This is a genomic window from Bacteroidota bacterium (assembly GCA_020402865.1).
GTDB lineage: Bacteria > Bacteroidota > Bacteroidia > Palsa-965 > Palsa-965.
In genome coordinates this window covers 1-23,231 of record JADBYT010000027.1, presented here as the reverse complement: position 1 = coordinate 23,231, position 23,231 = coordinate 1, and the positions used below count along the sequence as shown (strand labels likewise).

Here is a 23,231-nt window from a genome sequence, read left to right as displayed (position 1 = left end):
ATTGCATGAAAACGATATTCCGTTTTTCGCTCATTTTGCTCCTTCTGGTGATCGGCACAGAAGTGCTTTCGGCCAATACAAAGCGCAAAGGGAAAGACGTTTCGGGCAATGCAGAAAAAATTGTAGCCAAAGCAGTGCCCGACAATGGTGCTGGTTCGGGAGGCGGCTCGGATATGACACCGGGTATTGGGGATGGAATTGGCGACGGAGTTGGTGGTGTGACGCCTTCGGTAGAAATTGCTCTGCCTTTCGGGATTCCTTTTCAGTATATCGACATGTCGCCATCGGGCGGCGGGGCCGATGGTGGCGGTGGTACGCCTGCCGAGCCGGCCAAAGTGGTTTACACATTTGAACTTAACGACGAAATCGGTGCTCCTTCGTGGCGGCAAACACAGGCTGCGTTCAGGCAGGCACGCGAAATGAATGCCGCCTGCGTGCTTATTCGTATGAACACCTTTGGCGGGGCAATGGATGCCGCCGACAATATCCGCCAGCATATTCTCGATTACGACCGGCCTGTAATGGTGTGGGTTGACCGCAACGCCGCTTCGGCCGGGGCGCTCATTTCCATTGCCTGCGACAGTATTTACATGAGCCGTGGCGCAAGCATGGGCGCAGCTACGGTGGTGGATGCCAACGGGAAACCCGCGCCGGAGAAATATCAGTCGTACATGCGCTCCTTACTGCGCACCACCGCCGAAGCCAATGGCCGCGATCCGCGTATAGCCGAAGCGATGAACGATGCCCGTATCCGCATTGCAGGTGTGAATGATTCGGGGCGTGTACTCAGCTTTACCACCACCGAAGCTATTGCAAACAACTATTGCGAAGCCGAGAGCAATACACTTTCTTCAATTCTTCAGCGCGCCGGTTATTCCAGCTACAAAGTAGTTAGCTACACGCCTACCGTGCTCGATAAGATTATCGACTTTTTGCTGCTGCCTCTTGTAAGCGGTTTGCTTATCATACTCATTATAGGCGGCATCTGGTTTGAGCTGCAAACGCCCGGCGTAGGTTTTCCGCTGGTGGTGGCTGTTTCGGCTGCGGTGCTGTACTTTGCGCCGCTCTACCTCGAAGGACTGGCGCAACATTGGGAAATTCTGGTGTTCATTGCCGGGGTCATTTTGCTGATAATTGAACTTATAGCCATACCCGGATTTGGCGTTACCGGCATTTCGGGTATTGTGCTTATGGTAGCCGGCCTCTCGCTGGCACTTACCGGCACCATGCCCGACGGTTCATCCTTTCCGCTTCCTGACTGGGCAGCTTTTGCAAAAATTTCGCTCATTGTACTCATGCTGGTGCTTACCACGCTTTTCGGTTCTGTATGGCTGGGCGAGCGGTTGTTTGGGACAAAGTTGTTCAGCCGCATCGTATTGCGCAATGAGCAGCAGTCTGACGAAGGCTACGAAAGCACCGGCATGAAAGCGCAGGCAGCCACACTCACCGGCAAAACCGGCGTGGCCGAAACACTGCTTCGTCCGGCAGGCAAAGTAATGATTGACGGCGAAATGTATGATGCGACTGCCGAAACCGGCTACATCGAATCGGGCGATGCCGTGCAGGTAGTGAATATTGGTGTGGCACAGCTGGTAGTGCGCCGAGTAGCCTGATTTTTCTCTTGAGTTTTATGCAATTTAAGGCCCGCCGCGTCTTGTATCACATGCGACGGTGGATGCTGCTTTTACTGCTTTTGCTATCTGTTTTGCAGTTGCCCGCCCAAACTTTTGCGGGAGGAATTGTAATTGACAAAAACAGCGGCGAACCAGTGCCCTGGGCAGGTGTAATTATCAAAGGCACCACACAGGGAGCACTCACGAATGCTCAGGGCCGTTTTAAAATCAGATGCAGTCAGTTCCCGGTTACACTTGTGGTCACCTCACTCGGCTATACCACCGCTGAGTTTCAACTTCAGGAACCCGACACGCTGCACACATTTCGGCTGGCACCCAATACAAAGCTGCTGGGCGAGGTGGTGATTGAAGCCAATGCGATAAAATGTATCCAGCAGGATTCGGCACTCATGGCCGCTGATGTGGAGTTTTACGATAACTACCTGCTGCTGCTTGCACACGGAACAGGTAGCTTCCCGTCAAAACTAATCCTCAGTGAAACAAACGGAAAAGTAATCAGCACCCTTGCGCTTACCCAACAGGCCCAGGAACTTTACCGCGATTGTTTGGGAAATGTCCACTTGCTGGGCAAAGACAGTGCCTGGCAGATTTTTTACGATTACGAAAAACTACGGCTTATCTATCCCAATACCCGCCACGAAGTGGAACGCACCCTTTATCCGTGCAAGTTATTTCACAATGGGAAACTTTATCTTCAATATTACAGTTTTCATCAGTTACGTTGCAGCTACTACCTTTCAGAAAACGGAAGCACACAGGCATTTTATTATACATCCGATACTGCTACAATAAGTTATTTCTGTGAAAAATATGATATACGCTACTTTCTGATGAAACGCCGGAAAGGCGAAGCCTACCTCTACCCGGTACGTGAAATAAAAAACAATATTGATTTACTCCGCAGTGAAATTATTCCCGATGCACAGGACCTTACTTATCTGCGTCCGCTCAATGCGCCAATGCTGGTAAGCGACAGTGCGGTATGGATTTTCAGACCGGCAGATAATTTGGCCGTACAGTTTGCCGCAAACGGGGAGGCAAAAGACAGTGCCCTGCTTTCGCTTACACAAATACCCGGCTGGAGCGGGAAAATCTGGCGCGATGAAGTGAGCGGACGAATTTATACTTCAGCAGTGAGCAAGGGAATTACCACGTTGCTGCTGCTAAATTCCGTGAACTTCACTATTGAGCAACGTACCGAGATTCCGCAAATGCCTTTCATTACCAAAATGATCATCCGCGACGGCTTTGCCTACTTTTTATATATTGACCGAAAAGCAGAACAGAACCGGTTGCTTTACCGGATGCGGCTGGATTAGTAGGGCGTGGCAGAAATTATTTCAGCAGTAATTGTACTGTAGTTTGAAGGTGCACTAATCTTTTTAAAAAAAGTTATTCGTCTGCCAGCATTTACAAATTCATAAATCGTAATTTTTTCTGATCTAATTCTTGTGCGAGTTTTGGTGTAAAACGTTATTTTCACAATTACATCCTTAAAATTAGCAACGGTAGCTGTATTAGTAATTTCGCCATCCAGTTTCACCTTATCCCCCCAGAAATTAGAATTATATTTTACATCCACACTAACAAACCGTAACGGGTTGGCTTTTTCTTCTTCTTCCACAGTCCTCACTTTTTGCTCATAAGTGGGCTGTTCATTTACAAAAGGAAAATTATTGGATGGATTAGAAGGTCGGTTATTGCATGCAATAAGCAACAGGCTGGTTAGGCCGTAAATTAATATTCGCATAGGAGTTGATTTTCTCCCCGAAGATATTCCTTGCTCAATAAATTTGAATATTTCTATGGAAAAATCCCCTGATCTGAGGAGGAAGAACGCTTATTTCGTACAAATCCACACCAGATTATCGGCTTCACCCATATTCATTACCAGTGCTTCGGTATGTGAGAAAACAGCTGCGAGGTTATTCTGAATTGCTGCATGTCCGTGCGGGGTATGACGGATAAAATTGTACAGCAATTTACCGCCGTTGCGGAGGTGTGTGTGCAGGTTTGTAATAAAAGTCAACGTCTGACACTGAGGTGGTACATGCGCCTCAACAAAAAGATCCACACAAATAAGATCGTATTTTGCGGTGTTTTCCAGAAGAAAATTTTCGGCGCGGGCACACAGGAGGGATTGATTGGGAATGGTGCCGGCTTCAAATTCTTCGCGGGCAAGTTGAAGCACGGTTTCATCCGCATCCACACCTGTAATTTGTGGAGAAAGGCCCAGTTCGCGGGTAAGAATATGGGCAATACTACCGGCACCATAGCCAAGAATGAGGACTGACTGAGGGTTAAATTCCGGAATACCGGCACTTGTAATTGCATTCCTGAAAACCTGATGTAAAGGCCCGAAGGAGTAATTTACGGTTTGTGCATTTAATACTTTACAGCCGTTTTCCCAAGCTACTTCGAGCCGGGCAGTAAGTTTACCCGTTTCAGCACGCAGCGAAACCGGCGAGAGATAACTCGAAAACCGGTTTAGAATATCCATAACATAATTTCACCATCCGAACCCTGCTGATGAAACAAATGCACAAGTGCAAAAAACACCGCACCAATGCCGCCTACAATATTCAGCAGTAACAAAATGTGGTATAAACAACCGGCATTGGTGCCGCGCGTAACCGTTTTATTGTAAATACGAAGCGCCAGAAAGCCCATTGTCAAAGACGCCAGTGCCAGCAACAAATGCAACACCACATGCTGCGTGCCGCTGAGTCCTTTCACAAAAAGGAAAATTCCAAAATAGGAAAAGCGGAAGAGCAGCGATAAAAAAAAGTAAAACAGGGAGTTGGAGCGGAGCTTCTGTGTGTTTGACATTGCGTAATTTAGAGAATACAAAAATACGTCACAATTACACTCCGCAGCATGAAAAAACACTGGTTATTACTTTCTCCGCTGCTCTTACTGCTCTGTGGCAATCCGGCCAGCGAGCGCGGCAAAGTTCCGGCTCCTCATCCAAATGCCCTTTCAGCCAGCCCTGCCGACTCCGTGCAGCTTAACCGCAAGCTCATTCACGTGCATGTGGCGCTCTGTGATAATGACAGTCAGGGCATTGTGCCGGTGCCAAAAAAAATTGGCAACGGCAACGATCCGGCCAACAACCTGTACTGGGGCTGCGGCTATGGTGTGCGCACATTTTTCACTAAAAGTGAAGACTGGGAACTGCTTCAGGTGTGGAAAAATCCGCGTACACACATTCTTGAGCGTGCAGCATGGAAACACCGCCGCTCAGGCACGCTGCTTGTGGCCGATGCGTGGCGCGGGGCGCGAATTAAAGACTGCACAGCCGCTTTTGTGCAAAATGCCGCAGGCCGTTATCACGATACGCTCACGATTTCGTTTAAAGACGGCCGCACACAATTTGCCGACCTGAACAATGCGCAGCTGGTGGCCTATGTAGGACACAACGGCCTGATGGAGTTTGAAACAGACACCGTGCAGGGGGCACCCGGCAACAAGGGCCGCGAAACTATTTTACTTTGCTGCGCCGCCCGCTCGTATTTCAGGCCGCACCTGAAAGCCGCGCAAGCCTATCCTCTGCTCTGGACTACAAACCTCATGGGGCCGGAAGCCTATACACTCAAGGCGGCCATTGATGGCTGGATTGCCCGCGAAAGCGGCGAACAGATCCGCGTACGCGCAGCATCGGCATACAACCAGTACATTAAATGCGGCATGAAAGGTGCGATGAATTTGTTTGCTACGGGTTGGTAGCTTTTGCGGCAAACAATGCGCAATAAGCCGCAGCAAATTTCTCTTCCCCGAATTCATTTTCGGCAAAGGCTTTGGCGGTGTGCTTTTTCGCGGTAGCCGCTTGGAGGTCGGATGCAATTTGCAATAATGCCTGCACGGCTTCGCGGGATACAATTTCTTCGTCGGCCGAGGTGAGCACGGTGCAGCAGCTTGCAGGCAGCCGGTTGGGAATATCGCCCACAGGAGTAGCAACCACCAGCATGCCGTGCATCATGGCTTCCATGATGACCATGGGGAAGCCTTCGCGCGAGGAAGTGAGCACAAGCACATCGTGTGTGGCGTAAAGTGCAGCCATTGCGCCGGCGCCACTTACTTCGCCTTTGAAATCAACAAAGCCAAATTCGGTTGATGGCGCTGTGGCTCCGGCTACCGTAAAGGCAAACTGCTGCGCTTGCGTGCGATGCAGCGTGGCCGCAATTTTCAAAAACAGCGGCAGTCGCTTTTCGGGGCTGTTGCGCCCGGCAAACAGTACACGCAGCGGCATTTCAGCGTGACGTATTTCAGCGTCGGTTTTTGGAGCTGCATTAGATATGAACCGTAGCTTTTGCCGCTCTGCACGCGGCATATTGTGGTGAAAGCAAAATGTATCAAACTCCTGCCGTGCGGCTTCCGACACAAACACGCGCGCTTCCATGCGCGGCATGAAACGCAGGTAACTTTGGTGCGCCGCATTGCCGCCGGGCTGGTACTTGAAGGCGTGAATAAGGTCGATGCAGCGCGTGTGCGGCGGAAGCAGCGGCAGCATGTCGTAAAAAAATGCTGCATTGCTGCCAAAAAACACTGGCTTTTCAGCTTTTGAAAACCAATGGCAAAGGGCCCTGCGCGCACGGGCCCGGGTAAACGGATGATTGAGCAGCCCCGGAATATTCAGCACCTGCGCATGTGGTTCGAACAGGTGAAGCAATTTTTCATTCTCCGAAAAGCCTGAAAAAATAACCACCGGCTTTTCATCTGTAAACACCCGCACAATATCAGCATGCACCTGTTCGGCGCCCCCTACATGGGTGTAGGGAAAAACGAAAATTTTATTACCGGTGTAACGGCTCAGTATGAAATCCATTCGCCGCCGTTCAAAAGCCAGTTGCAGCGGCGACTCCGAGAATATGCGTTTTGTGTTGCGCAGCCACAACGGAAGTTTGTTTTTTAACATATGCCGGGCTGCATTGCGCAGCATACTGTACAGCACATCAAACAAAAGTTTTCCGAACCTGCCACGGCTTATCTCGCCTTTCACAAATTTGCGCTTTATACGCAGCAAACGCTTCTCAACCGGCTCCGACGCTTTGAGCTGAATAGTAATACTGGCCGGATGTATGCGGTAATGCAGCAATACTTCGGGCAGTTTGGCAATGCGTTTACCCGCTGCCAGCATGCGCAGCCAGAGGTCGTAATCTTCGGCACCTTTCTGCGCATCGCTGTATAAAAATTTTCGCAGCACATCGGTACGAATCATTACCGAAGGATGCGCTATGCAGTTGGTGCCGGGCATTAAGCGGCGTATGTCAGTTTCTGTTGCTGCGCTACGGTCAACGCTCCACTGGCCGGTTACTTCGCCATCAGTGTTTATGAAATCGACAAATGCGGCCACCACATCCACGCCGTTATTACTGTCGAGAAAAGCAACCTGCTTTTCAAGCCGTTGCGGCAGCGCAATATCATCGGCATCCATTCGCGCTATGTATCGCCCGCGCGCCAGCACAGCACCTTTGTTGAGTGTGGCTATGAGTCCGATGTTTTTTTCATTGTGCACAAGGCGTATGCGGCTGTCGGCAAATGTTGCGGCAATGCTCACGCTGTTGTCTGTTGAGCCGTCGTTAATAATCAGCAGCTCGAAATCGGAAAACGTTTGCGCGAGGATGCTTTCAATGGTCTGCGCCAGAAAGTCGGCTGCATTGTACACAGGCAGCAACACGGTAACAGCCGGTGCGTGATTATTTTGCATTGCTTCCGGCAGTGAGTTGCTGATATAAACTGAGATACTGGTTGGCAATGTGCGCCCAGGTAAAACGTGCTTTCCACGCGGCATGGCCGGTTTTGCCGGTTTGCTTTAACAGCGGGCGGTTTGCCACCAGTTTTTCGAGCAGGGCAATACTTTCGTTCAGCTGCACATCCACCCAGCCGTTTGCCCGGCGTTGTGAGGGAAGCAGCCAGCCACCATTGCTCCACGAAATAATTTCTTCGGTATTTCCTGCAGCCGAAGCCAGAAAAGGAATACCAGCGGCCATGCTTTCAAACAACACAATGGGCGAACACTCCACATTGCTCGGAAACAAAAACAAATCAGCCTCGCGGAATGCGTCAACGGTTTCTGCGCGACTGAGTTCAGCAATGATTACGCGTTTGCGTTTGAGCATTCGCAGCAAATTGAGTTTCAGAAAACGCGGGTGGCGAAGCAACTGCTGTTTCAGATACCGGTTTTTATCGCCTGCAAGCAGCAATACGGCGTTGCCAAGCTTTGCACGCATAAAAATTTCGAGTGCTTCGCGCTGGCCTTTGATACCCGTGTAGGAGCCTACATGCAGCAGCAGCAGTGCATCAGGAGCCACGCCGAGTTTACGGCGAATTTGCTGTGTTGGCGGTGCTTCAAATTCTTCTTCGGCTGCACCGTTGGGAATCAAACAAATTCCGCGCGCCTTGTTTTCGCGTGCAAAATTGATATCGGCATAATTATCCGATAAAAACACGTTAGCGTCAAACGCGCTGATGCGTGTTTTCATTTTTTCGAAATAGGCTGCGTATGCCGGATTATGGAAATGCGAAAAGCCGGTGGGGACAAATACTTTCTTTCCGGGAATTGAGTCAAGTGCATCGGCCACTGCATCAAGGGCCCATTGTTGTGCCGCAAAAAACACAATCACATCAAAATTTCCGCTGCGCAGTTGCGCCTGATAATCGGCAGTATTTCCATGAATACCTTCTGCTTCATTTCCTGAAATTTTGAAGCAGTTAATGTGTACGCCGTTTATCACATTGGTTTCGCGCTGCGGGTGGTGCGACGTGAACACGGTAACGCGGTGGCCCTGTGCTGCCATGCGTTCGGAAAGCTGCCGCACCACTTCGGGCATACCGCCTATGGCCGGTGCGTAACTCTCTACGCAGTGTGCTATGTTCAGTACTTTATCCATGTGTGCGGCACAATATCATTTTCGGCCTGCGAACCGGCAAACCATCTTTTGGGGGCAACAACAATTTTCTCCTCCGAAGGATTGAGCCATGCCCCCCACCAGCTGAAACTGCTGTTGGCAATAATATGATGCCTGCAGTTGCTCATCAAACGCATGTCTTCAAACGCAGTTTTACCCGCATTCCAGTCAATATAAGTCGATTTTCCGGGCAACTTCAGATTCGCCTTCACCCAACCGGGTTCATCAGAGAAAATAAAAAACTCCACGTCTTTATTTGTCTTCTCGATGATGTGCTGCGCGCCGGCCGTGTAATACTCCAGCCCCATCATGCCATGAAATTCGCTGGCTGATTTAAGGGTCACATAATCGCCGCGACGAACATGCACGCTCACCGAATTTACCGTGCGTATCTGTTCGAGCATGGCTGCATTGCGCGCATCAGGCGAGTTGATTATTTCAAAATCACGGCGAATCTGACCGGCATAATTTGCGAAATATTTTTCCGACTGAAAATAACCGTGCAGATAAGTATTTCTGGGATATTTGAAAAGTTCGGGATGAAATTTTGAATCGGGTTCGTTGAAATGACGGAAGCCGAAAGGCCAGAATTTATTTTCAGAAATTTTTCGGAAATAGGATGATGTTTCGAGTTTACGCAAGAAGTTAACTCTGCCGCTTCGCTCAAAATTATATTGAATGTTAAACACACCAAGCTCATATTCGCGCTGTGTCCAGCGGCCTTTGGCATCCTCCATCAGAAACGAAGCATCCAGATAAACCCATGTGCCCTTTTCGAGCGCCAGCGCACGTGCGGCGGCGTACTGAAACATCTGGTTGCCCAGCCCGCCCATGAGTTTAACGATGATCATAGTTTAATATCTGAGCCGTAAACTAGTTATATACCAGAGTCATTCCGGGCAAACCAAGTTGCGTGGAAATGGTTTTGTATGCGCCTCCACGATTTGCAAGCACCGCTTTTATGGCTTCGTTCGGACCTATATTGTAGGCCGATCCGGGCGATTGATAAAAAGTATCGTGAAGCAGTACCACTGCATTGGGCACCTGATCGAGAATAGCGGTAAGTTCTTTAAATACACTATCATAACTATGATCGCCATCTACCAGAAAAAGGAGTTTTCCTTTGGGTTTCTGCTGCGAAATAATTTCAAGCGCACGGGTTACCCCGTCAGCCTGATGAAGGGTTACGCCCTTCATTCCGCGCACTAATTTTCCGCGGTCATTTTTGGGATGTTCATTATGAAACACATCATCAGGAAGATCAATGGAATGTATGTGCGATGGAATATCAAACGCATTTACAATTTCAAGAAAAATACGGGCCGATTTGCCGATGTTGGTTCCCCATTCAAAAATAAGTTCCGGGCGAAAGCGGCATACCGTGGCCGTCATGAGCGACAATTCGTCGAGCGGAAACGGATGAACGCCCACCGCAGGCACCAATTTTTGTAAAATAAATTCTGAAGTGATCCAATTATTCACTTCAAATTCACCCTGCAGGTTTTTTGCAGGATTATCGAATTTTTTCTTGCTGAATAATCCCATCGTTTACAAAAAGTTTTTTTGGTGCCGTAATTTACAACTGGCTGATGATATTCTTAATGATCTTTTTTTCGGGTCGCCACAATTCCGCAATACGGCGAAAGTGACGCAGTTCCGGGCCGTTTCTTTTTCAGCATGGGCAGAAACAGGCTCAGCATTTTCCGTCCGATTTTTCCCCAAAAACCCGGCGGTGCCGAATCCGACCAGAAATCAAACTGCCCGAAATAGCCGCAATAAGAAACTTCAAAGCCCGCCGCTTCAGCCAGTTCTTTCCAACGTTGCTGGTTCATAGCCGGGATGTAATGGCGTTTGTAGTTTTCGCGATCGAGGAAGCGGTGAAGTATGTTTTGAAGAAAGCCGCTGAAATTAGGCGTTTCAATTACAAGCAATCCGCCCGGAGCAACCAGCTGAATGTGTTTCTGAAATACCTCTTCCCAATTGGTAAAGTGTTCGATAAATCCGAACGAGCATACCAAATCGTATTGTTGTGAAGGTGTGTACTTCAGAAAATCGCCGTGGCTGAAATTGCCTGTCAGGAAGCCCTGCGATTTAAGCCAGTGGCCAATTTCAACCACACGGGGCGTTAAATCGATACCGTGCAATTCGTATCTGAGTGTACCCAGCACGGCAAGGTAGCGTCCGGGAAAACATCCTATTTCAATACATGTTTTGCCATTTCCGGCAGGCACATGCAATTCAATCCACTTTCTGAGTTCATCGCCCGGCGGCACCATGCTAAAGGCCAGTTCACTGTATGAACTGTCCCAGTAGGCCTGATCGACAACAGTTGTGTTTTTCAAAACGAGGCAGAATAGGCGGTGGCTTCGGGCACCAGAATTACATCGGGCACCTGATTGTGAGTAATAAATTTATTGCCGGGCGTAAGCAACAGTGCATTTTCAATAACGGTATGATAAGGCTGGCTGGCCGATTTACGGATGCCGATATCCAGACGGATATCCCGGTCAATCAAACCCGCATTCTGCACCAGAAACACAATACCGTTGTGTGAAGGATCATCAGAACTGAAGCCCGCAATTGTATTGCTTTGCAGGGCAAACAGCTTTTCTCCTTCCAGGGTGTAGCACACGGCATCCACATGCCAGCCGGGTGCATAGCGTTCTTTATCCCACGCAATTTCAATTTTCATGCGTGTGCCCCTGCTCCATTCGCCCGACGGGTCTTCGGGTTTGGCGGTAATTGTAAATCCTTCAAGTTCGATCTGATTGCCGAGACCGAAATAAAGCGGGAGAATTTTTTCAGTATCCCCATCGGCTTTCACCTGTCCTTTTTCGAGGTAGATGGAGCGGGTACAGAAATTGCGGATAGCCCCCATGTTGTGGCTTACGAACAAAATGGTGCGCCCGTGCCGGGTGCTGATGTCCTGCATTTTACCGAGGCATTTTTTCTGAAACGCGGCATCGCCCACAGCCAAAACTTCGTCCACAATCAGAATTTCGGGCTCAAGGTGTGCGGCCACGGCAAAAGCAAGTCGCACGTACATACCGCTTGAATAGCGCTTTACGGGCGTGTCAAGAAATTTCTCCACTTCGGCAAAATCCACAATCTCGTCAAATCGCGATTTGATTTCGGCTTTGGTCATGCCGAGGATGCTGCCGTTGAGGTAAATGTTTTCGCGGCCGCTGAGTTCGGGATGAAAGCCGGTGCCTACTTCGAGCAGACTAGCTAAGCGTCCTTCGAGTGTGACGCGGCCGCTGGTAGGTGTTACAATGCGGCTGAGCACTTTGAGCAGTGTGGATTTACCGGCACCGTTGCGGCCGATAATGCCCACACGTTCGCCGGCATTGATGGTAAAATTTACATCGTCGAGCGCCATAAAGGTGGTGCGCTCGGCCGCAGCACTGCCCATCCCAACCATGCGTTTGGCTTTATCAGCAATTACATCGCGCAGGGCGGTGTAGCTGCGGGCCTGCTGCTGGCGCAATACATATTGCTTGCTGAGGTGCTCGACCTGAATGGCGGTATAACTCATGGCTCAGATTACATCAGCAAAATTGCGTTCTACTTTGCGGAAATACCACACACCGCTCAAAAGCAGCAATGCAGTAACGCCCAGCGATAAATACACCGAAGGCCAGTACACCGGAAACGCATCGCCAAACAAACTCCAGCGGAAGCCATCAATTACGGCCACCATCGGATTGAGCGAATACAGCCATTTGGCGAACTCCGGCAACTTTTCACTGGCATAAATTTCGCTGCTGCTGAATGCAATGGGCGATACAAACAGGCCAAGCTGCACAATGAACGGCACCACATAACGAAAATCGCGGTACTTCACATTGAGCGCGGAGAGCAGCAGTCCGCCCCCGGTAGCACTGAGTATGGCCAGCAGCAAAAAAGCGGGCAATGCAAACACATGCCAGCCCGGAAGCTGACCGAAGTATATCATAAGCCCGATGAGGATGACAAAGGCAATGAGAAAATCAACCAGACACACGATGATGCTGCTGAGCGGCACAATGAGGCGCGGGAAATAGACTTTGGTCACCAGGTTTGAATTGGCAATGAGCGAATTGCTTGCTTCACTCAACGCCGACGAAAAGAGCGTCCACGGCAGTGTGGCCGCCGTAACCAGCAGCACGCGCGGCACCAGGCCGGTGTCGGTATCAAAAATGGCGCCGAATGCGGTGAATACGCCAATGGTAAGCAGCGGACGAATAACGGCCCATGCAATGCCGATAACGGTTTGCTTGTAGCGTACCAGCAGATCGCGCCAGGCGAGAAAACGGAAAAGCCCCCGGTAGTTCCAGAGGTCTTTCCAATAGCCTGCGGGATTGCCGCCAGCTTCAATGATGGTGCGCTGCCTGTTCATGCTACGTGTGCCTTACTTGGCATAGCCAACGGCGCGGGTTTCGCGAATTACGGTTACTTTCACCTGGCCGGGATAAGTCATCTCGTTCTGAATTTTCATCGAGATGTCGGTAGCCAGTTTTTCGGCGTCTTTGTCGCTTACTTTTTCGCTGGCTACAATCACGCGTAGTTCGCGGCCAGCCTGAATGGCGTAGGTTTTATCCACACCCTGATACGACTGCGCCAGTGCTTCGAGGTCTTTGAGGCGCTTGATGTATTGCTCAACAATTTCGCGGCGTGCGCCGGGGCGTGCACCTGAAATGGCGTCGCACACCTGCACGATGGGAGCAATGAGCGTGTTCATTTCAATTTCATCGTGGTGTGCACCAATGGCGTTGCAGATGTCGGGCTTTTCCTTGAATTTCTCGGCCAGTTTCATACCGAGGATGGCGTGCGGCAATTCGGGCTCATCGTCGGGTACTTTGCCAATATCGTGCAGCAGACCGGCGCGTTTGGCGGCTTTGGCGTTGAGGCCGAGTTCGCTGGCCATGATGGCGCAGAGGTTGGCTACTTCGCGTGAGTGCTGGAGAAGATTCTGGCCGTAAGAGGAACGGTATTTCATACGGCCCACCATGCGGATGAGTTCGGGATGCAGGCCGTGAATGCCGAGGTCGATGGTGGTGCGCTTGCCGGTTTCGATGATTTCATCTTCCACCTGCTTGCGTACTTTTTCCACTACTTCTTCGATACGTGCAGGGTGAATGCGGCCATCAGTAACAAGCTGGTGAAGCGAGAGGCGTGCTATTTCGCGGCGCACCGGATCGAAGCCGGAAAGGATGATGGCTTCGGGTGTATCGTCAACAATGATTTCAATGCCGGTAGCGGCTTCAAGGGCGCGGATGTTACGGCCTTCGCGGCCAATGATACGGCCTTTCATTTCGTCGTTTTCGATATGGAACACCGAAACCGAGTTTTCTACCGCATGCTCGGTAGCCACACGCTGAATGGTTTGAATCACAATGCGCTTGGCTTCCTTGTTGGCCGTCATTTTGGCCTCGTCCATAATGTCTTTTATGAACGACATGGCATCGGTGCGGGCTTCGGCCTTGAGCGATTCTACAAGCTGCGATTTGGCTTGTTCGGCAGAGAGGCCGGCAATGGTTTCGAGCTGTTCAACCTGTTTCTTGTGCAGTTTGTTGGCGTCTTCTTCGCGCTGTTTGGCGAGTTCCATCTGGTGCTCGGCGTTTTTGCGCTGCTTTTCGAGTTCGGCTTCCTTGCGTTTGTTTTCCTCGATTTTCTGATTGAGCTGCTGTTCTTTTTGTTTGGCACGGTTCTCGGCCTGCTGCACCTGATTGTTGCGTTCATTCACGGCCTTTTCGTGTTCCTGCTTAAGCTGGAGGAATTTCTCTTTGGCCTGAAGCATTTTTTCTTTCTTCAGTGCTTCGCCTTCGGTTTCGGCCTGTTTGAGTTTATCCTGCGCCTTGCGTTCAAGCGCATTTCGCAGCATGGTCATTGCAATCAGCACACCGATACCTATGCCGGCTACTGCTGCAATTACTGCTATTATGGTTGGATTCATACGGATTAATTGTACGGTTAAAGGTTCACATTCACTACATTTCAAATAACAAACCCGCACACCGGCGGCTCAAAAGCGCAGGCGGGCGGGAACTCGAAAAGTGCATGTGGCAGGGCTTCAGGCGCCAGCTGCCAGCCGGAGATGGTTGTCGAGCAACGTTTCCACCGATTCGAGCTGACGAATCAGCGCCTCGGGATTTTCAATTGTTTTGGAACGTGCGTCGAGGTATTGTGTGGCAAACTGTAATGCGGCCATGGCCAGCAGGTCTTGCTTATCTTTCACGAGGTATGTGGCCTCCAGCTCCTGCACACGCGCATTAATAAGCTTTGCAGCTTCATGCACGGCAGTTTCTTCGGCACTGTCCACTGTAAGCGGATAAGTGCGTCCGGCAATCGTGAGTTTAAGCGAAAGTTCGCCCATTGTGTTTGTTTGTGCCGGTTACCCGGCGGATCTCCTGGTTAACTCATCCGCCCCTCAGCGGCTGAGCTGTGCGATACACTTGTCAATTTCCCGCACCAGCTCATTGATTTTGAGCTTGAGCGACAGGTTATTGTCACTTTCACCGGAAACACTTCGGGCAATACGGAGAATCCGGTTCTTTTCCTCCAACTGCTTATTCTGTGCCTCCAGTTCATCCACCCTGCGCCGCAGCTCACTTACCGTGAGTTTTAACTGCGCGTTATCCTTACGCAAAGTGTCATGCAAATGTATGCTTTTTTCGGTTTTTGCCTTCAGACTGTCAGCAATAGAAGCAATACTGCGCATGCGTGTAGCTTTTTGTTTGGCTTTTAGGTGGTTAACAAAGATAAAATGTTTTCACCCACAAACTCTTTTACTTGTGCCTACATGCAAATTTATCTTGCCATCACTAGCGTGAAGCGCCCGTACATTTCCACAATTCCCCAAACCGGATAGAATTACAATAAGAAAAATTTTGCGAAACCGATCGGTTGCTTATATTTACAACCAGTTAGTTTCACATTAGCTAAATTACATAGTATGCGACGCGATATTTTTCAGGCCATTGCCGATCCTACCCGAAGGGCCATACTTATGCTCATCGCCACTCAATCAATGACACCCAACACAATTGCCGAAAATTTCGACACCAGCCGTCAGGCCATTTCCAAACACCTGCGCATACTCACCGAATGCGAACTGGTAAAACAGCAGCAACAGGGACGTGAAATTTATTACACACTTGAACTGGAAAAGATGAAAGAGATAGATGTCTGGCTCGAACAGTTCCGAAAAATATGGGAAACCCGCTTCAACCAGCTCGATCAACTATTAAACACACTTCACACCACACAACAATGAGCTCACTCCTTTTCAACTTTACAGCCGACAAGGAAAAAAACACATTAACCATTACGCGTGAGTTTGCGGCAAACCGGCAGTTGGTGTGGGATTGCTACACAAAGGCAGAATTACTTTCGCAGTGGTTTGCGCCCAGGCCGTTTACTGTAAAATCAAAGTCGATGAATTTCAGTGAAGGCGGCCACTGGCACTATGCCATGGTAAGCCCCGAAGGCGACGAATACTGGGGCTACAGCCGGTATCTGAAAATTAATCCGATTGATTATTACGAAAGCACCGACGCTTTCTGCAACGAAGCAGGCGAAGTAAACGAAGCTCTTCCGCAGGCTCGCTGGGAAGTAACGTTTACTGATAAAGGCGAAATTACCGAAGTACACACTGTAATCTACTACGCCACACTGCACGATCTTGAGTCCATAATCAACATGGGTATGAAAGATGGACTCACCGCCGCACTCATACAACTCGATGAACTTATTCTTACTCTAACAAGCTCTAAATAAATAACAATGACAGAAAAAATCCTGGTTTCGGCAACCGTAAATGCCAATGTAAACAAGGCGTGGGATAGCTATACGAACCCGGCACATATTGTAAACTGGAACTTTGCAGACCCGTCGTGGCAATGTCCGTGGGCGACGAATGATTTGCAGCCGGGAGGAAAATATGTTGCCCGCATGGAAGCAAAAGACGGAAGTTTCGGGTTTGAATTTGAAGCGGTGTATGATGAAGTATTACCCGAAACCCGGCTGGCTTATACCATGACAGACGGACGTAAAGCCATTGTGGAATTTACCGCCAACGGCTCACAAACCGATGTAAAAGTGTGGTTTGATCCGGAACAGATGAACCCGGTAGAATTACAGCAGGGCGGCTGGCAGGCCATTCTCAACAGCTTTAAACACTACACCGAAGGCCTTTAAAAATAACCGATACCGGGTAAATAAGCGTATGTATTGCGGCTTAACTACCCGGTATCGGCTGCTTACTGGTGCTGTGGAAAAAATAAACTACATGAGTCTGAAATCACGAATTGCTTTTTCGTGATTGTCTTTTATTTCCACCACTTCTTCATAAGCAAGTCTGATTCGTGATCGTTTGTTTCGACTCCGGTGCAGCATTACACCGCAAAAAAAAGAAGGAACAACTGAAAGAAAGCAGAAAATAATTTTCATCATGATTATTGCGGCAATAAGTTCTTCGTTTTCTGAACTCATTTCTATTTTCATTGTTCCTTCAAACTCATAGCTGTAAGCAAGCGGATCATTGGGAATAAGAAAAAGAAGCACCAACGCGCACAATCCCGATAAATAGAAAAAGATTTCAAGCAACACAGACAAAGTAAATCTGAACCCGTGCGCGATAATGTTTGAGTCCAGCATTGATTTTAGCTTTTGCATGCGTTGCCCCTGATTGTAAAAGTATGAACGCAATGCATTGTAATACTGCTGTGTAGCCTGTTGCTGGCTGGACGGTTGCGGATTAGTTTGCGACATTGTGTACGAGTTATTATGGTTGGCAATAAATTAGGTAAAACCTGATTCAAAAAACGCATTGTACTAAATCACCGCCAAGAAATCCTCAGATCTGAGGATACGATAACGAATTGAAAAAAATCTGAGTGAATAGTTATTGACTTGAACGTTTATCAGAAAATATCCATTCCCGTAATAAAAATAGTCACGCTTATCTTTTTGAAAGAAACAACCGGCTCCTGTAAACTATCTGCCAGTTTCTACCTGATACGCAAAAAGCAGGCGGGTTTACGAAATCATGCTTTACAACGAGGTACTCAGGTATATACATTCGTGATGTCGATGATCAGGGCCCTGAGATTTGGCAATACAGGCAACATAAGCAAAACTGTTGCGCGCACATTTATTCACCAAATCTGAATACCCATGAAAAAATTTCTTCTCTTGGCATTGCTTCCGGCCACGCTCGGCGCACAAAACACATGCGATGTGAAAGCCACCTCGTGGCGCGATTGTAAAACCGGAATTTATCAGCTGCTGGCATCGCCGGCTACTTACACGGATTATGAATGGCTGCCGGCGGCCAATGTCAGCAACCCTGCCATTCCCAACCCAACCACAACCATTCCGGGCACTTACACAGTAAATGTGTATAATACATCAGGACCTAATTTGCTTGCCAATCCTGATTTCAGTTTGGGGAATACCGGTTTTTCAAGCGGACATACTTTCAGTTCAATTTATTCGCCGTGCAATTACTTTGTAAACAATACATTCTTCACCCTGCCCAGCCCGGCTATATTCCCCGATCATTCGCCTTCGGCAGATAACATGTTTATGTCTATCGACGGTTGCAATCCGGTAACCACCATTTGGCAGCAAACCGTAGCCATAAACTCCAATACCGTATATCTGTTTGATTTCTGGGCTTCGCGTGCGGATCAGGTACAACCCAATTTTCAGATTGAGTTTATTGGTGATATTACAGGCAGCTCAATTCTGAATACAGTTGCCGGCATTCCCTATAGCGGAACCTGGACCTGGGATAAATACCGCAGTGGCTGCTGGAATTCAGGGCCTAACAGAATGGTGACCATCAAGATAAACAACCTGCAGACCAATCCGTACGGCAATGATTTTGGTCTTGACGACATGTCGTTTCAAACAGCCTGCTGCAACAGCGCAACGGTTACCACCAGCAACATGGGGCAAGAACTTGTGGTGAACGGCGATTTCGCGGGTGGCAATACCGGATTTACCAGTGGTCACACCTATTCCTCCATTTATACACCGGGCAATTATTTTGTAAACAATACATTCTTCACCCTGCCAAGCCCTGCCATATTCCCCGATCATACCGCAGCAACCAACGATAATATGTTTATGTCTGTTGATGGTCGCAACCCGGCCAGCGTGGTGTGGCAGCAAACATTACCGGTTGCGCCCAATCAGGTGTATAAGTTTGAGTTCTGGGCTTCGAAAGCGGATGTGACACAGCCCAAGTTTCAGATTGTGTACATTGGTAACAGCACGGGTACTACTACTTTCGCCACACAAAACGGTACACCATATGCGGGTGTGTGGCAGTGGGAACAGTTTGGTATTGGTTGCTGGAATTCACAAACCAACACCAGCGTAACCATTCGTGTAATCAATGTGGAAACGGCCGGCATGGGCAACGACTTTGGCATGGATGATTTCTCGTTCCGCCAGTGCTGCAGCCCTAAAGCCTGCTGCAACTCAATTCCTCCCACCCGTTTGGCCGGCACATCGGAAGATGCTCCCGCTGTGCAGCTGTTCCCCAACCCGGCATCAGACGCGGTAACCATTCAGCTGAGTGAGGAAATTGTAGCTACTGAAGTAAAGGTATTTGATGCTACCGGCCGTCAGGTAATTGCGCAGGATGTAAACGGAAACAGCATACGCCTCGAAACCGGCAACCTGCCCGATGGTATTTATTTTGTGCGGGTAATGTATGCCGGTGGTGTGCTTAAAGCCATGCCGCTTACTATTCAGCATTAATTCGTAACGTACACAAGCTGAAATACAAAACGCGGCTGCTTCTTTGTGAGGCAGCCGCGTTTATGCATAATTCCGGTAATTCTGAATGCTCATCAGTTGAGCCTGAACCGTACCGGAATATTCATTGACACCCGCACCGTCTTGCCGTTCATTTTACCGGGTTTCCAGTTGGGCATTCCTTTCACAACCCGCACGGCTTCCTCATTTAAACCCATGCCCTCTTTAATTCCTTTAATCACATTTACATTGGTTAATGAGCCGTCTTTCTCCACCGTGAAATTTATATACACCGTTCCCTGCACACCTGCTTCCTTAGCCAGTTCAGGGTAGCGTATCATTCTGTTCAGGTAATTCCGCAGTGAATCTGTGCCACCCGGAAATTCGGGCATTTGTTCGGCAAACATAAGTACCTGATCGCCCTGTTCCTTAGCCGGCATGGGTTCTTCCATTACCACCATGGCATCACCGTCTGTATCTCTTTGATCATCTCTGATAACTTCTTCAAAAACCGGCGGATAATTATCCGGCCGCCGGAGCGGCGCATTATATCTTGATGGGTCATCGTACACATCGCCGGGCATGCTGCTTTCGAGCAGGGCAATGTATTCTTTGTCTGTTGGCTTTAGCTGTTTTCCGGTTTCGTTCCATATTTTGGGCTGGCTTACGGTGACACCATTGCGGCAATCCATTTCAATAAGCAGTTTTCCGTTAGCATGCCATTTACGATAGATACCGGTAACAGCACCACGCGCATAAGGCGTTTCCGATTTCTTTTTTCCGTTGGGATAATACGAGGTCCACACACCCTGCTTTTTTGTATTCAGGTAATTGCCGTTGAGCATAAGCTGTCCGGCTTCGTTAAATTCCTGATACGTTTCGGTGAGCGTGATTCCGGAAATGGCCGTTTTACGAATAGCCATTTTTCCGTTCGGGTGATAGCTGTGCGAGGAGTCTTCGCGGCCGCGTGTGTACCAGGTGTGGCGCAGGAGCTGTCCCTGCCGGTTTTGCTCGGTAAACATGCCGTTTTTGGCGCCGTTTAAATAATTGCCGCTACGGAGCAGGATGCCGTTTTCGAGGTAGCGGCACTCACCGTTGAGGTTGCCGCTGCTGTAATTTTCTTCGAGGCCGAGGTTGCCGTTATCATCCCAGCGGCGTAATGTGCCATTGAGGCGGCCGTTGAGGTATGTGGCTTCTTCGGTGCGGCGGCCTTTGCTGTAGCGGTACATGGGGCCGTTGAGCAAGTCGTTGCTGTAGGTTTGCAGCAGCGTGGGCAGTGTATCGGTAGCAAACTCGTCATAATCGCGCCACTGGCCTTCGCGTTTACCGTTGCGGTAGTATTCCACCTTGCGTGGCCGGCCGCTGTAGTACCAGGTTTTACGGCTTTGCAGCATGCCGTTTTCATAAACCGCTTCCTCGCGCAGGTTGCTGTTTTCGTACCAGTATTGCTGTGTGCCGTTAAATTGTCCGTTTACATAGCTCAGCCGGCTGCGCTGTTTGCCATCGGTGTACCACTCGTTCCAGCTGCCGTTGCGCTGGCCGTTGAGGTAAGTGCCTTCGGTTGCTTTTTGCTTACCGTCGAACAGCTCAATGTACGAGCCGTTGAGCACATCGTTTTTGTAGGTAACTGCTTTTACAAACACACCTTTTTCGTTCCAGAATTTCCACGTGCCCTGCTTCTGGTAGTTTTTTACTTTGCCCTGCGATGCTTTAACACCGTTGGCATGGGTGGTTTTTACTTTGCCGTTTTTTTTGTCGCCGTTGTCGGCAAATGCGATGCTGGTTGAAAGCAGGAATGTGAAAATGAAAAGGGTTAAACGGTAGAAATTCATTTGAAGAATTAATTAAATAATCCGGGGGTGTTTTTGACCATTCGAATTTACATAGAAGCAGCGATAAGTGGCACGTTCCTGAAGTCTGTTTTTACATGATGCAAATTTTCATAAGTTTTCATAAAACCGGCCAAATGGCATTATTCATGCAAATATCTTTGGTGAAAATGAAAAATACAGCCTCTTTCCTGCTCCTGTTGTTTTTCCTGCCGTTGCTGTGTGCTGCCGAACCCGGCAATTACCCGAAAAATTACTTTCAAACACCCATAGACGCCCCCCTGCTGCTGGCCGGTAATTTCGGGGAACTGCGGCCCAATCATTTTCATGCCGGTTTAGACATTACCACTTCCGGCAAAGAAGGTGTAGCTGTTTTTGCCGCCGCCGAAGGCTACGTGTCGCGCATACGCGTGAGTCCGGTGGGCTATGGAAAAGCCATTTACATTACGCATCCCAACGGCTACACCACGGTTTACGGCCACCTGCGCAATTTCAATAAAGACATTGGCATGTATGCCGAGCAATATCAGTATCAAAACGAATTGTTTGAAATTGACATTGCCGTGGAACCGGGCAAACTGCCCGTAAAAAAAGGCGAAATCATAGCCCGCTCCGGCAACAGCGGAAGCAGCGGCGGCCCGCACCTGCATTTCGAAATACGCGATACAGAAACCGAAGATGCCATAAACCCGCTGCTGTTTGGCTTTGCAGTAGCCGATAAAGTGGCTCCCGTAATGGTGCGCGCTGCAATTGTTCCGCTTGATGCCGATGCACGCGTAAACGGCAAAAACGAACTGAAATACATCCGCCTCAAACTGCTTAAAGGCGTATATGTGCCCGAAACCGCCGCCGACACACTGCCCAAGGTTTCAGGCCGCATCGGGTTTGCGCTTGAAACCTACGACAAGGAAAGCACTCCGCACGGCAAAAACGGCACCTACAGCGTAAGCCTGAGCATAAACAACAAACGCGTTTACGCACACCGCCTTGAGCGTATTCCGTTCGAACATTCGCGCTACATCAACTGCTTTACCCATTACGAAACACACATCAAAAACAACGCCTGGCTGCAATGCAGCTACCTGCAGCCAAACAACCTGCTGCCCGTTTACGACACCGTGGTGGCCAACGGCGAACTGCTGCCGCAGGCTGGCAAACGCTACACTCTTAAATACATCACAGCCGATGTGTTTGGCAATAAAACCACTGCCGTTTTTGCCGTGCTTGGCGAGAAACAAACACACAGCCCGGTAATCCAAACCAAACCGTTTGCCGAAATTATCCCCTGGGATACTTCCGCCACATTCGAGTCAACCGGCGAGTGGAAAGTTGAGTTTCCCGCGCGGTCTGTGTACGATCATACGCCTTTTACGGCAGTTTACGACAAAGCGTCTTCCGGCCTTACAATCGGCAGCCGGAGCATTGCCCTGCACAAACCCTGCACGCTGAGCATTGCGCTGAAAGCAGCCGGCAAACCAGCTAATAAAGCGGTTATCTGCGAACGCATTGTAAAAGGGAAAAGCATACGCTACAATGCTGTATCAACCCTCGCGCAAAACGGTTATGCCACAGCTACGATAAAAAACTTTGGCCGTTACGAAATTCGCTTTGACACACTTGCGCCTGAAATCCGCGCCACCAATTTCGACCTGAAAGGCAAAACACAAAAAAACCTCGGCGCACTTTCCGCTCTCCAATTTACCATAAGCGACAACCTCTCCGGCATAAAAACCTATCGCGCCACAATAAACGGAAAATGGATACTTGCCGAGTACGATGCCAAAAACAAAAAACTGATTATTGACCAAAGCCGCTACAAAGGACAGGGAAACGCCGTATTACGCATTGAGGTAACAGACAAATGTGGCAATATGCGTGTGTTTGAAAAAACAGCAACCTTTTAAACATAAAAAACGGAGCAGCATGGCTCCGTTTTTTTATTCACTTTGAAGCTGTCCAGATTTTGTTTTTGAGATTTGTTATGAGTTCATTTTTTCTCAGACAAGGCGGGGTTTGCAGCAGATACTTGGAGAGTATCAGCAAAAACTCCAACGAAGGATGAGATAAAATGAGACATAACAAAGCCGAAGGATAAAATTTGGACAGCTTCT

The 23,231-nt window shown here is 49.1% G+C and carries 23 protein-coding genes; 8 read left to right on the top strand and 15 right to left on the bottom strand.

Features of this window, described 5'->3' with window-relative positions:
• Positions 1–5 precede the first annotated feature (5 nt).
• Both IM638_17020 and IM638_17015 read left to right on the top strand, forming a co-directional pair.
• Positions 6–1,613, top strand: coding sequence for a nodulation protein NfeD (locus IM638_17020; protein MCA6364740.1), 1,608 nt, complete (start codon positions 6–8; stop codon positions 1,611–1,613).
• A 17-nt stretch (positions 1,614–1,630) separates the two neighbouring features.
• Positions 1,631–2,953, top strand: coding sequence for a carboxypeptidase-like regulatory domain-containing protein (locus tag IM638_17015; protein MCA6364739.1), 1,323 nt, complete (start codon positions 1,631–1,633; stop codon positions 2,951–2,953).
• On the opposite strand, the gene IM638_17010 is transcribed toward IM638_17015, so the two are convergent.
• From IM638_17010 to IM638_17000, 3 genes are all read right to left on the bottom strand, one after another.
• Positions 2,950–3,384: a hypothetical protein gene (locus IM638_17010; GenBank protein ID MCA6364738.1), complete on the bottom strand. Its 435-nt coding sequence runs from the start codon at positions 3,382–3,384 to the stop codon at positions 2,950–2,952. The genes IM638_17015 and IM638_17010 overlap by 4 nt on opposite strands.
• Positions 3,385–3,474: 90 nt before the next feature.
• Entirely contained in the window at positions 3,475–4,134 is a 660-nt protein-coding gene (locus IM638_17005) for a methyltransferase domain-containing protein (GenBank protein ID MCA6364737.1), read from the bottom strand.
• Entirely contained in the window at positions 4,122–4,463 is a 342-nt protein-coding gene (locus IM638_17000) for a hypothetical protein (GenBank protein MCA6364736.1), read from the bottom strand. Before IM638_17000 ends, IM638_17005 begins: the two co-directional genes overlap by 13 nt.
• Before the next feature lie 171 nt (positions 4,464–4,634).
• Here IM638_17000 and IM638_16995 point away from each other — a divergent pair, with 171 nt between their 5' ends.
• Positions 4,635–5,360 carry a hypothetical protein gene (locus IM638_16995; GenBank protein MCA6364735.1) on the top strand — a complete coding sequence of 242 codons (726 nt, stop codon included), beginning with the start codon at positions 4,635–4,637 and terminating at the stop codon, positions 5,358–5,360.
• Here IM638_16995 and IM638_16990 read toward each other — a convergent pair.
• The 10 genes from IM638_16990 to IM638_16945 form a co-directional block, all read right to left on the bottom strand.
• The gene (locus IM638_16990; GenBank protein ID MCA6364734.1) at positions 5,347–7,341 is read right to left on the bottom strand and encodes a glycosyltransferase; all 1,995 of its coding nucleotides are present in this window, start codon (positions 7,339–7,341) and stop codon (positions 5,347–5,349) included. The two genes, IM638_16995 and IM638_16990, sit on opposite strands and share 14 nt — an antisense overlap.
• Positions 7,331–8,524, bottom strand: coding sequence for a glycosyltransferase family 4 protein (locus tag IM638_16985; protein ID MCA6364733.1), 1,194 nt, complete (start codon positions 8,522–8,524; stop codon positions 7,331–7,333). Before IM638_16985 ends, IM638_16990 begins: the two co-directional genes overlap by 11 nt.
• Positions 8,509–9,393 carry an alpha-1,2-fucosyltransferase gene (locus IM638_16980; GenBank protein MCA6364732.1) on the bottom strand — a complete coding sequence of 295 codons (885 nt, stop codon included), beginning with the start codon at positions 9,391–9,393 and terminating at the stop codon, positions 8,509–8,511. Before IM638_16980 ends, IM638_16985 begins: the two co-directional genes overlap by 16 nt.
• Positions 9,394–9,415: 22 nt before the next feature.
• On the bottom strand, positions 9,416–10,087 hold the full coding sequence (locus tag IM638_16975; protein MCA6364731.1) for a class I SAM-dependent methyltransferase: 672 nt from the start codon (positions 10,085–10,087) through the stop codon (positions 9,416–9,418).
• A 53-nt stretch (positions 10,088–10,140) separates the two neighbouring features.
• Positions 10,141–10,884 carry a class I SAM-dependent methyltransferase gene (locus IM638_16970; GenBank protein MCA6364730.1) on the bottom strand — a complete coding sequence of 248 codons (744 nt, stop codon included), beginning with the start codon at positions 10,882–10,884 and terminating at the stop codon, positions 10,141–10,143.
• Positions 10,881–12,077, bottom strand: a complete 1,197-nt coding sequence (locus IM638_16965; GenBank protein ID MCA6364729.1) for an ABC transporter ATP-binding protein — start codon at positions 12,075–12,077, stop codon at positions 10,881–10,883. The genes IM638_16970 and IM638_16965 overlap by 4 nt, the downstream gene beginning before the upstream one ends.
• Before the next feature lie 3 nt (positions 12,078–12,080).
• On the bottom strand, positions 12,081–12,920 hold the full coding sequence (locus tag IM638_16960) for an ABC transporter permease (GenBank protein ID MCA6364728.1): 840 nt from the start codon (positions 12,918–12,920) through the stop codon (positions 12,081–12,083).
• Positions 12,921–12,932: 12 nt separating this feature from the next.
• On the bottom strand, positions 12,933–14,477 hold the full coding sequence (rny, locus tag IM638_16955) for a ribonuclease Y (protein MCA6364727.1): 1,545 nt from the start codon (positions 14,475–14,477) through the stop codon (positions 12,933–12,935).
• Between the two features lie 117 nt (positions 14,478–14,594).
• Entirely contained in the window at positions 14,595–14,897 is a 303-nt protein-coding gene (locus IM638_16950) for a cell division protein ZapA (GenBank protein ID MCA6364726.1), read from the bottom strand.
• A 54-nt stretch (positions 14,898–14,951) separates the two neighbouring features.
• Positions 14,952–15,242: a hypothetical protein gene (locus IM638_16945; protein MCA6364725.1), complete on the bottom strand. Its 291-nt coding sequence runs from the start codon at positions 15,240–15,242 to the stop codon at positions 14,952–14,954.
• Positions 15,243–15,476: 234 nt separating this feature from the next.
• Between IM638_16945 and IM638_16940 the strand changes: the two genes are divergently transcribed.
• Genes IM638_16940 through IM638_16930 form a run of 3 tightly spaced genes read left to right on the top strand, consistent with a single transcriptional unit; the run spans position 15,477 to position 16,720 of the window.
• Positions 15,477–15,797, top strand: a complete 321-nt coding sequence (locus tag IM638_16940; GenBank protein ID MCA6364724.1) for a winged helix-turn-helix transcriptional regulator — start codon at positions 15,477–15,479, stop codon at positions 15,795–15,797.
• Positions 15,794–16,300: an SRPBCC domain-containing protein gene (locus tag IM638_16935; protein ID MCA6364723.1), complete on the top strand. Its 507-nt coding sequence runs from the start codon at positions 15,794–15,796 to the stop codon at positions 16,298–16,300. Before IM638_16940 ends, IM638_16935 begins: the two co-directional genes overlap by 4 nt.
• 6 nt (positions 16,301–16,306) lie before the next feature.
• A complete protein-coding gene (locus IM638_16930) occupies positions 16,307–16,720 on the top strand; it encodes an SRPBCC domain-containing protein (GenBank protein MCA6364722.1) in 414 nt (137 codons plus the stop codon).
• Between the two features lie 87 nt (positions 16,721–16,807).
• Here IM638_16930 and IM638_16925 read toward each other — a convergent pair whose 3' ends face one another.
• Positions 16,808–17,293: a hypothetical protein gene (locus IM638_16925; protein ID MCA6364721.1), complete on the bottom strand. Its 486-nt coding sequence runs from the start codon at positions 17,291–17,293 to the stop codon at positions 16,808–16,810.
• 405 nt (positions 17,294–17,698) lie between these two features.
• Between IM638_16925 and IM638_16920 the strand changes: the two genes are divergently transcribed.
• Positions 17,699–19,294, top strand: coding sequence for a T9SS type A sorting domain-containing protein (locus IM638_16920; GenBank protein ID MCA6364720.1), 1,596 nt, complete (start codon positions 17,699–17,701; stop codon positions 19,292–19,294).
• 92 nt (positions 19,295–19,386) lie between these two features.
• Here IM638_16920 and IM638_16915 read toward each other — a convergent pair whose 3' ends face one another.
• A complete protein-coding gene (locus IM638_16915; GenBank protein ID MCA6364719.1) occupies positions 19,387–21,123 on the bottom strand; it encodes a TonB family protein in 1,737 nt (578 codons plus the stop codon).
• Positions 21,124–21,290: 167 nt separating this feature from the next.
• Here IM638_16915 and IM638_16910 point away from each other — a divergent pair, with 167 nt between their 5' ends.
• On the top strand, positions 21,291–23,024 hold the full coding sequence (locus tag IM638_16910; GenBank protein MCA6364718.1) for a M23 family metallopeptidase: 1,734 nt from the start codon (positions 21,291–21,293) through the stop codon (positions 23,022–23,024).
• Positions 23,025–23,231 lie beyond the last annotated feature (207 nt).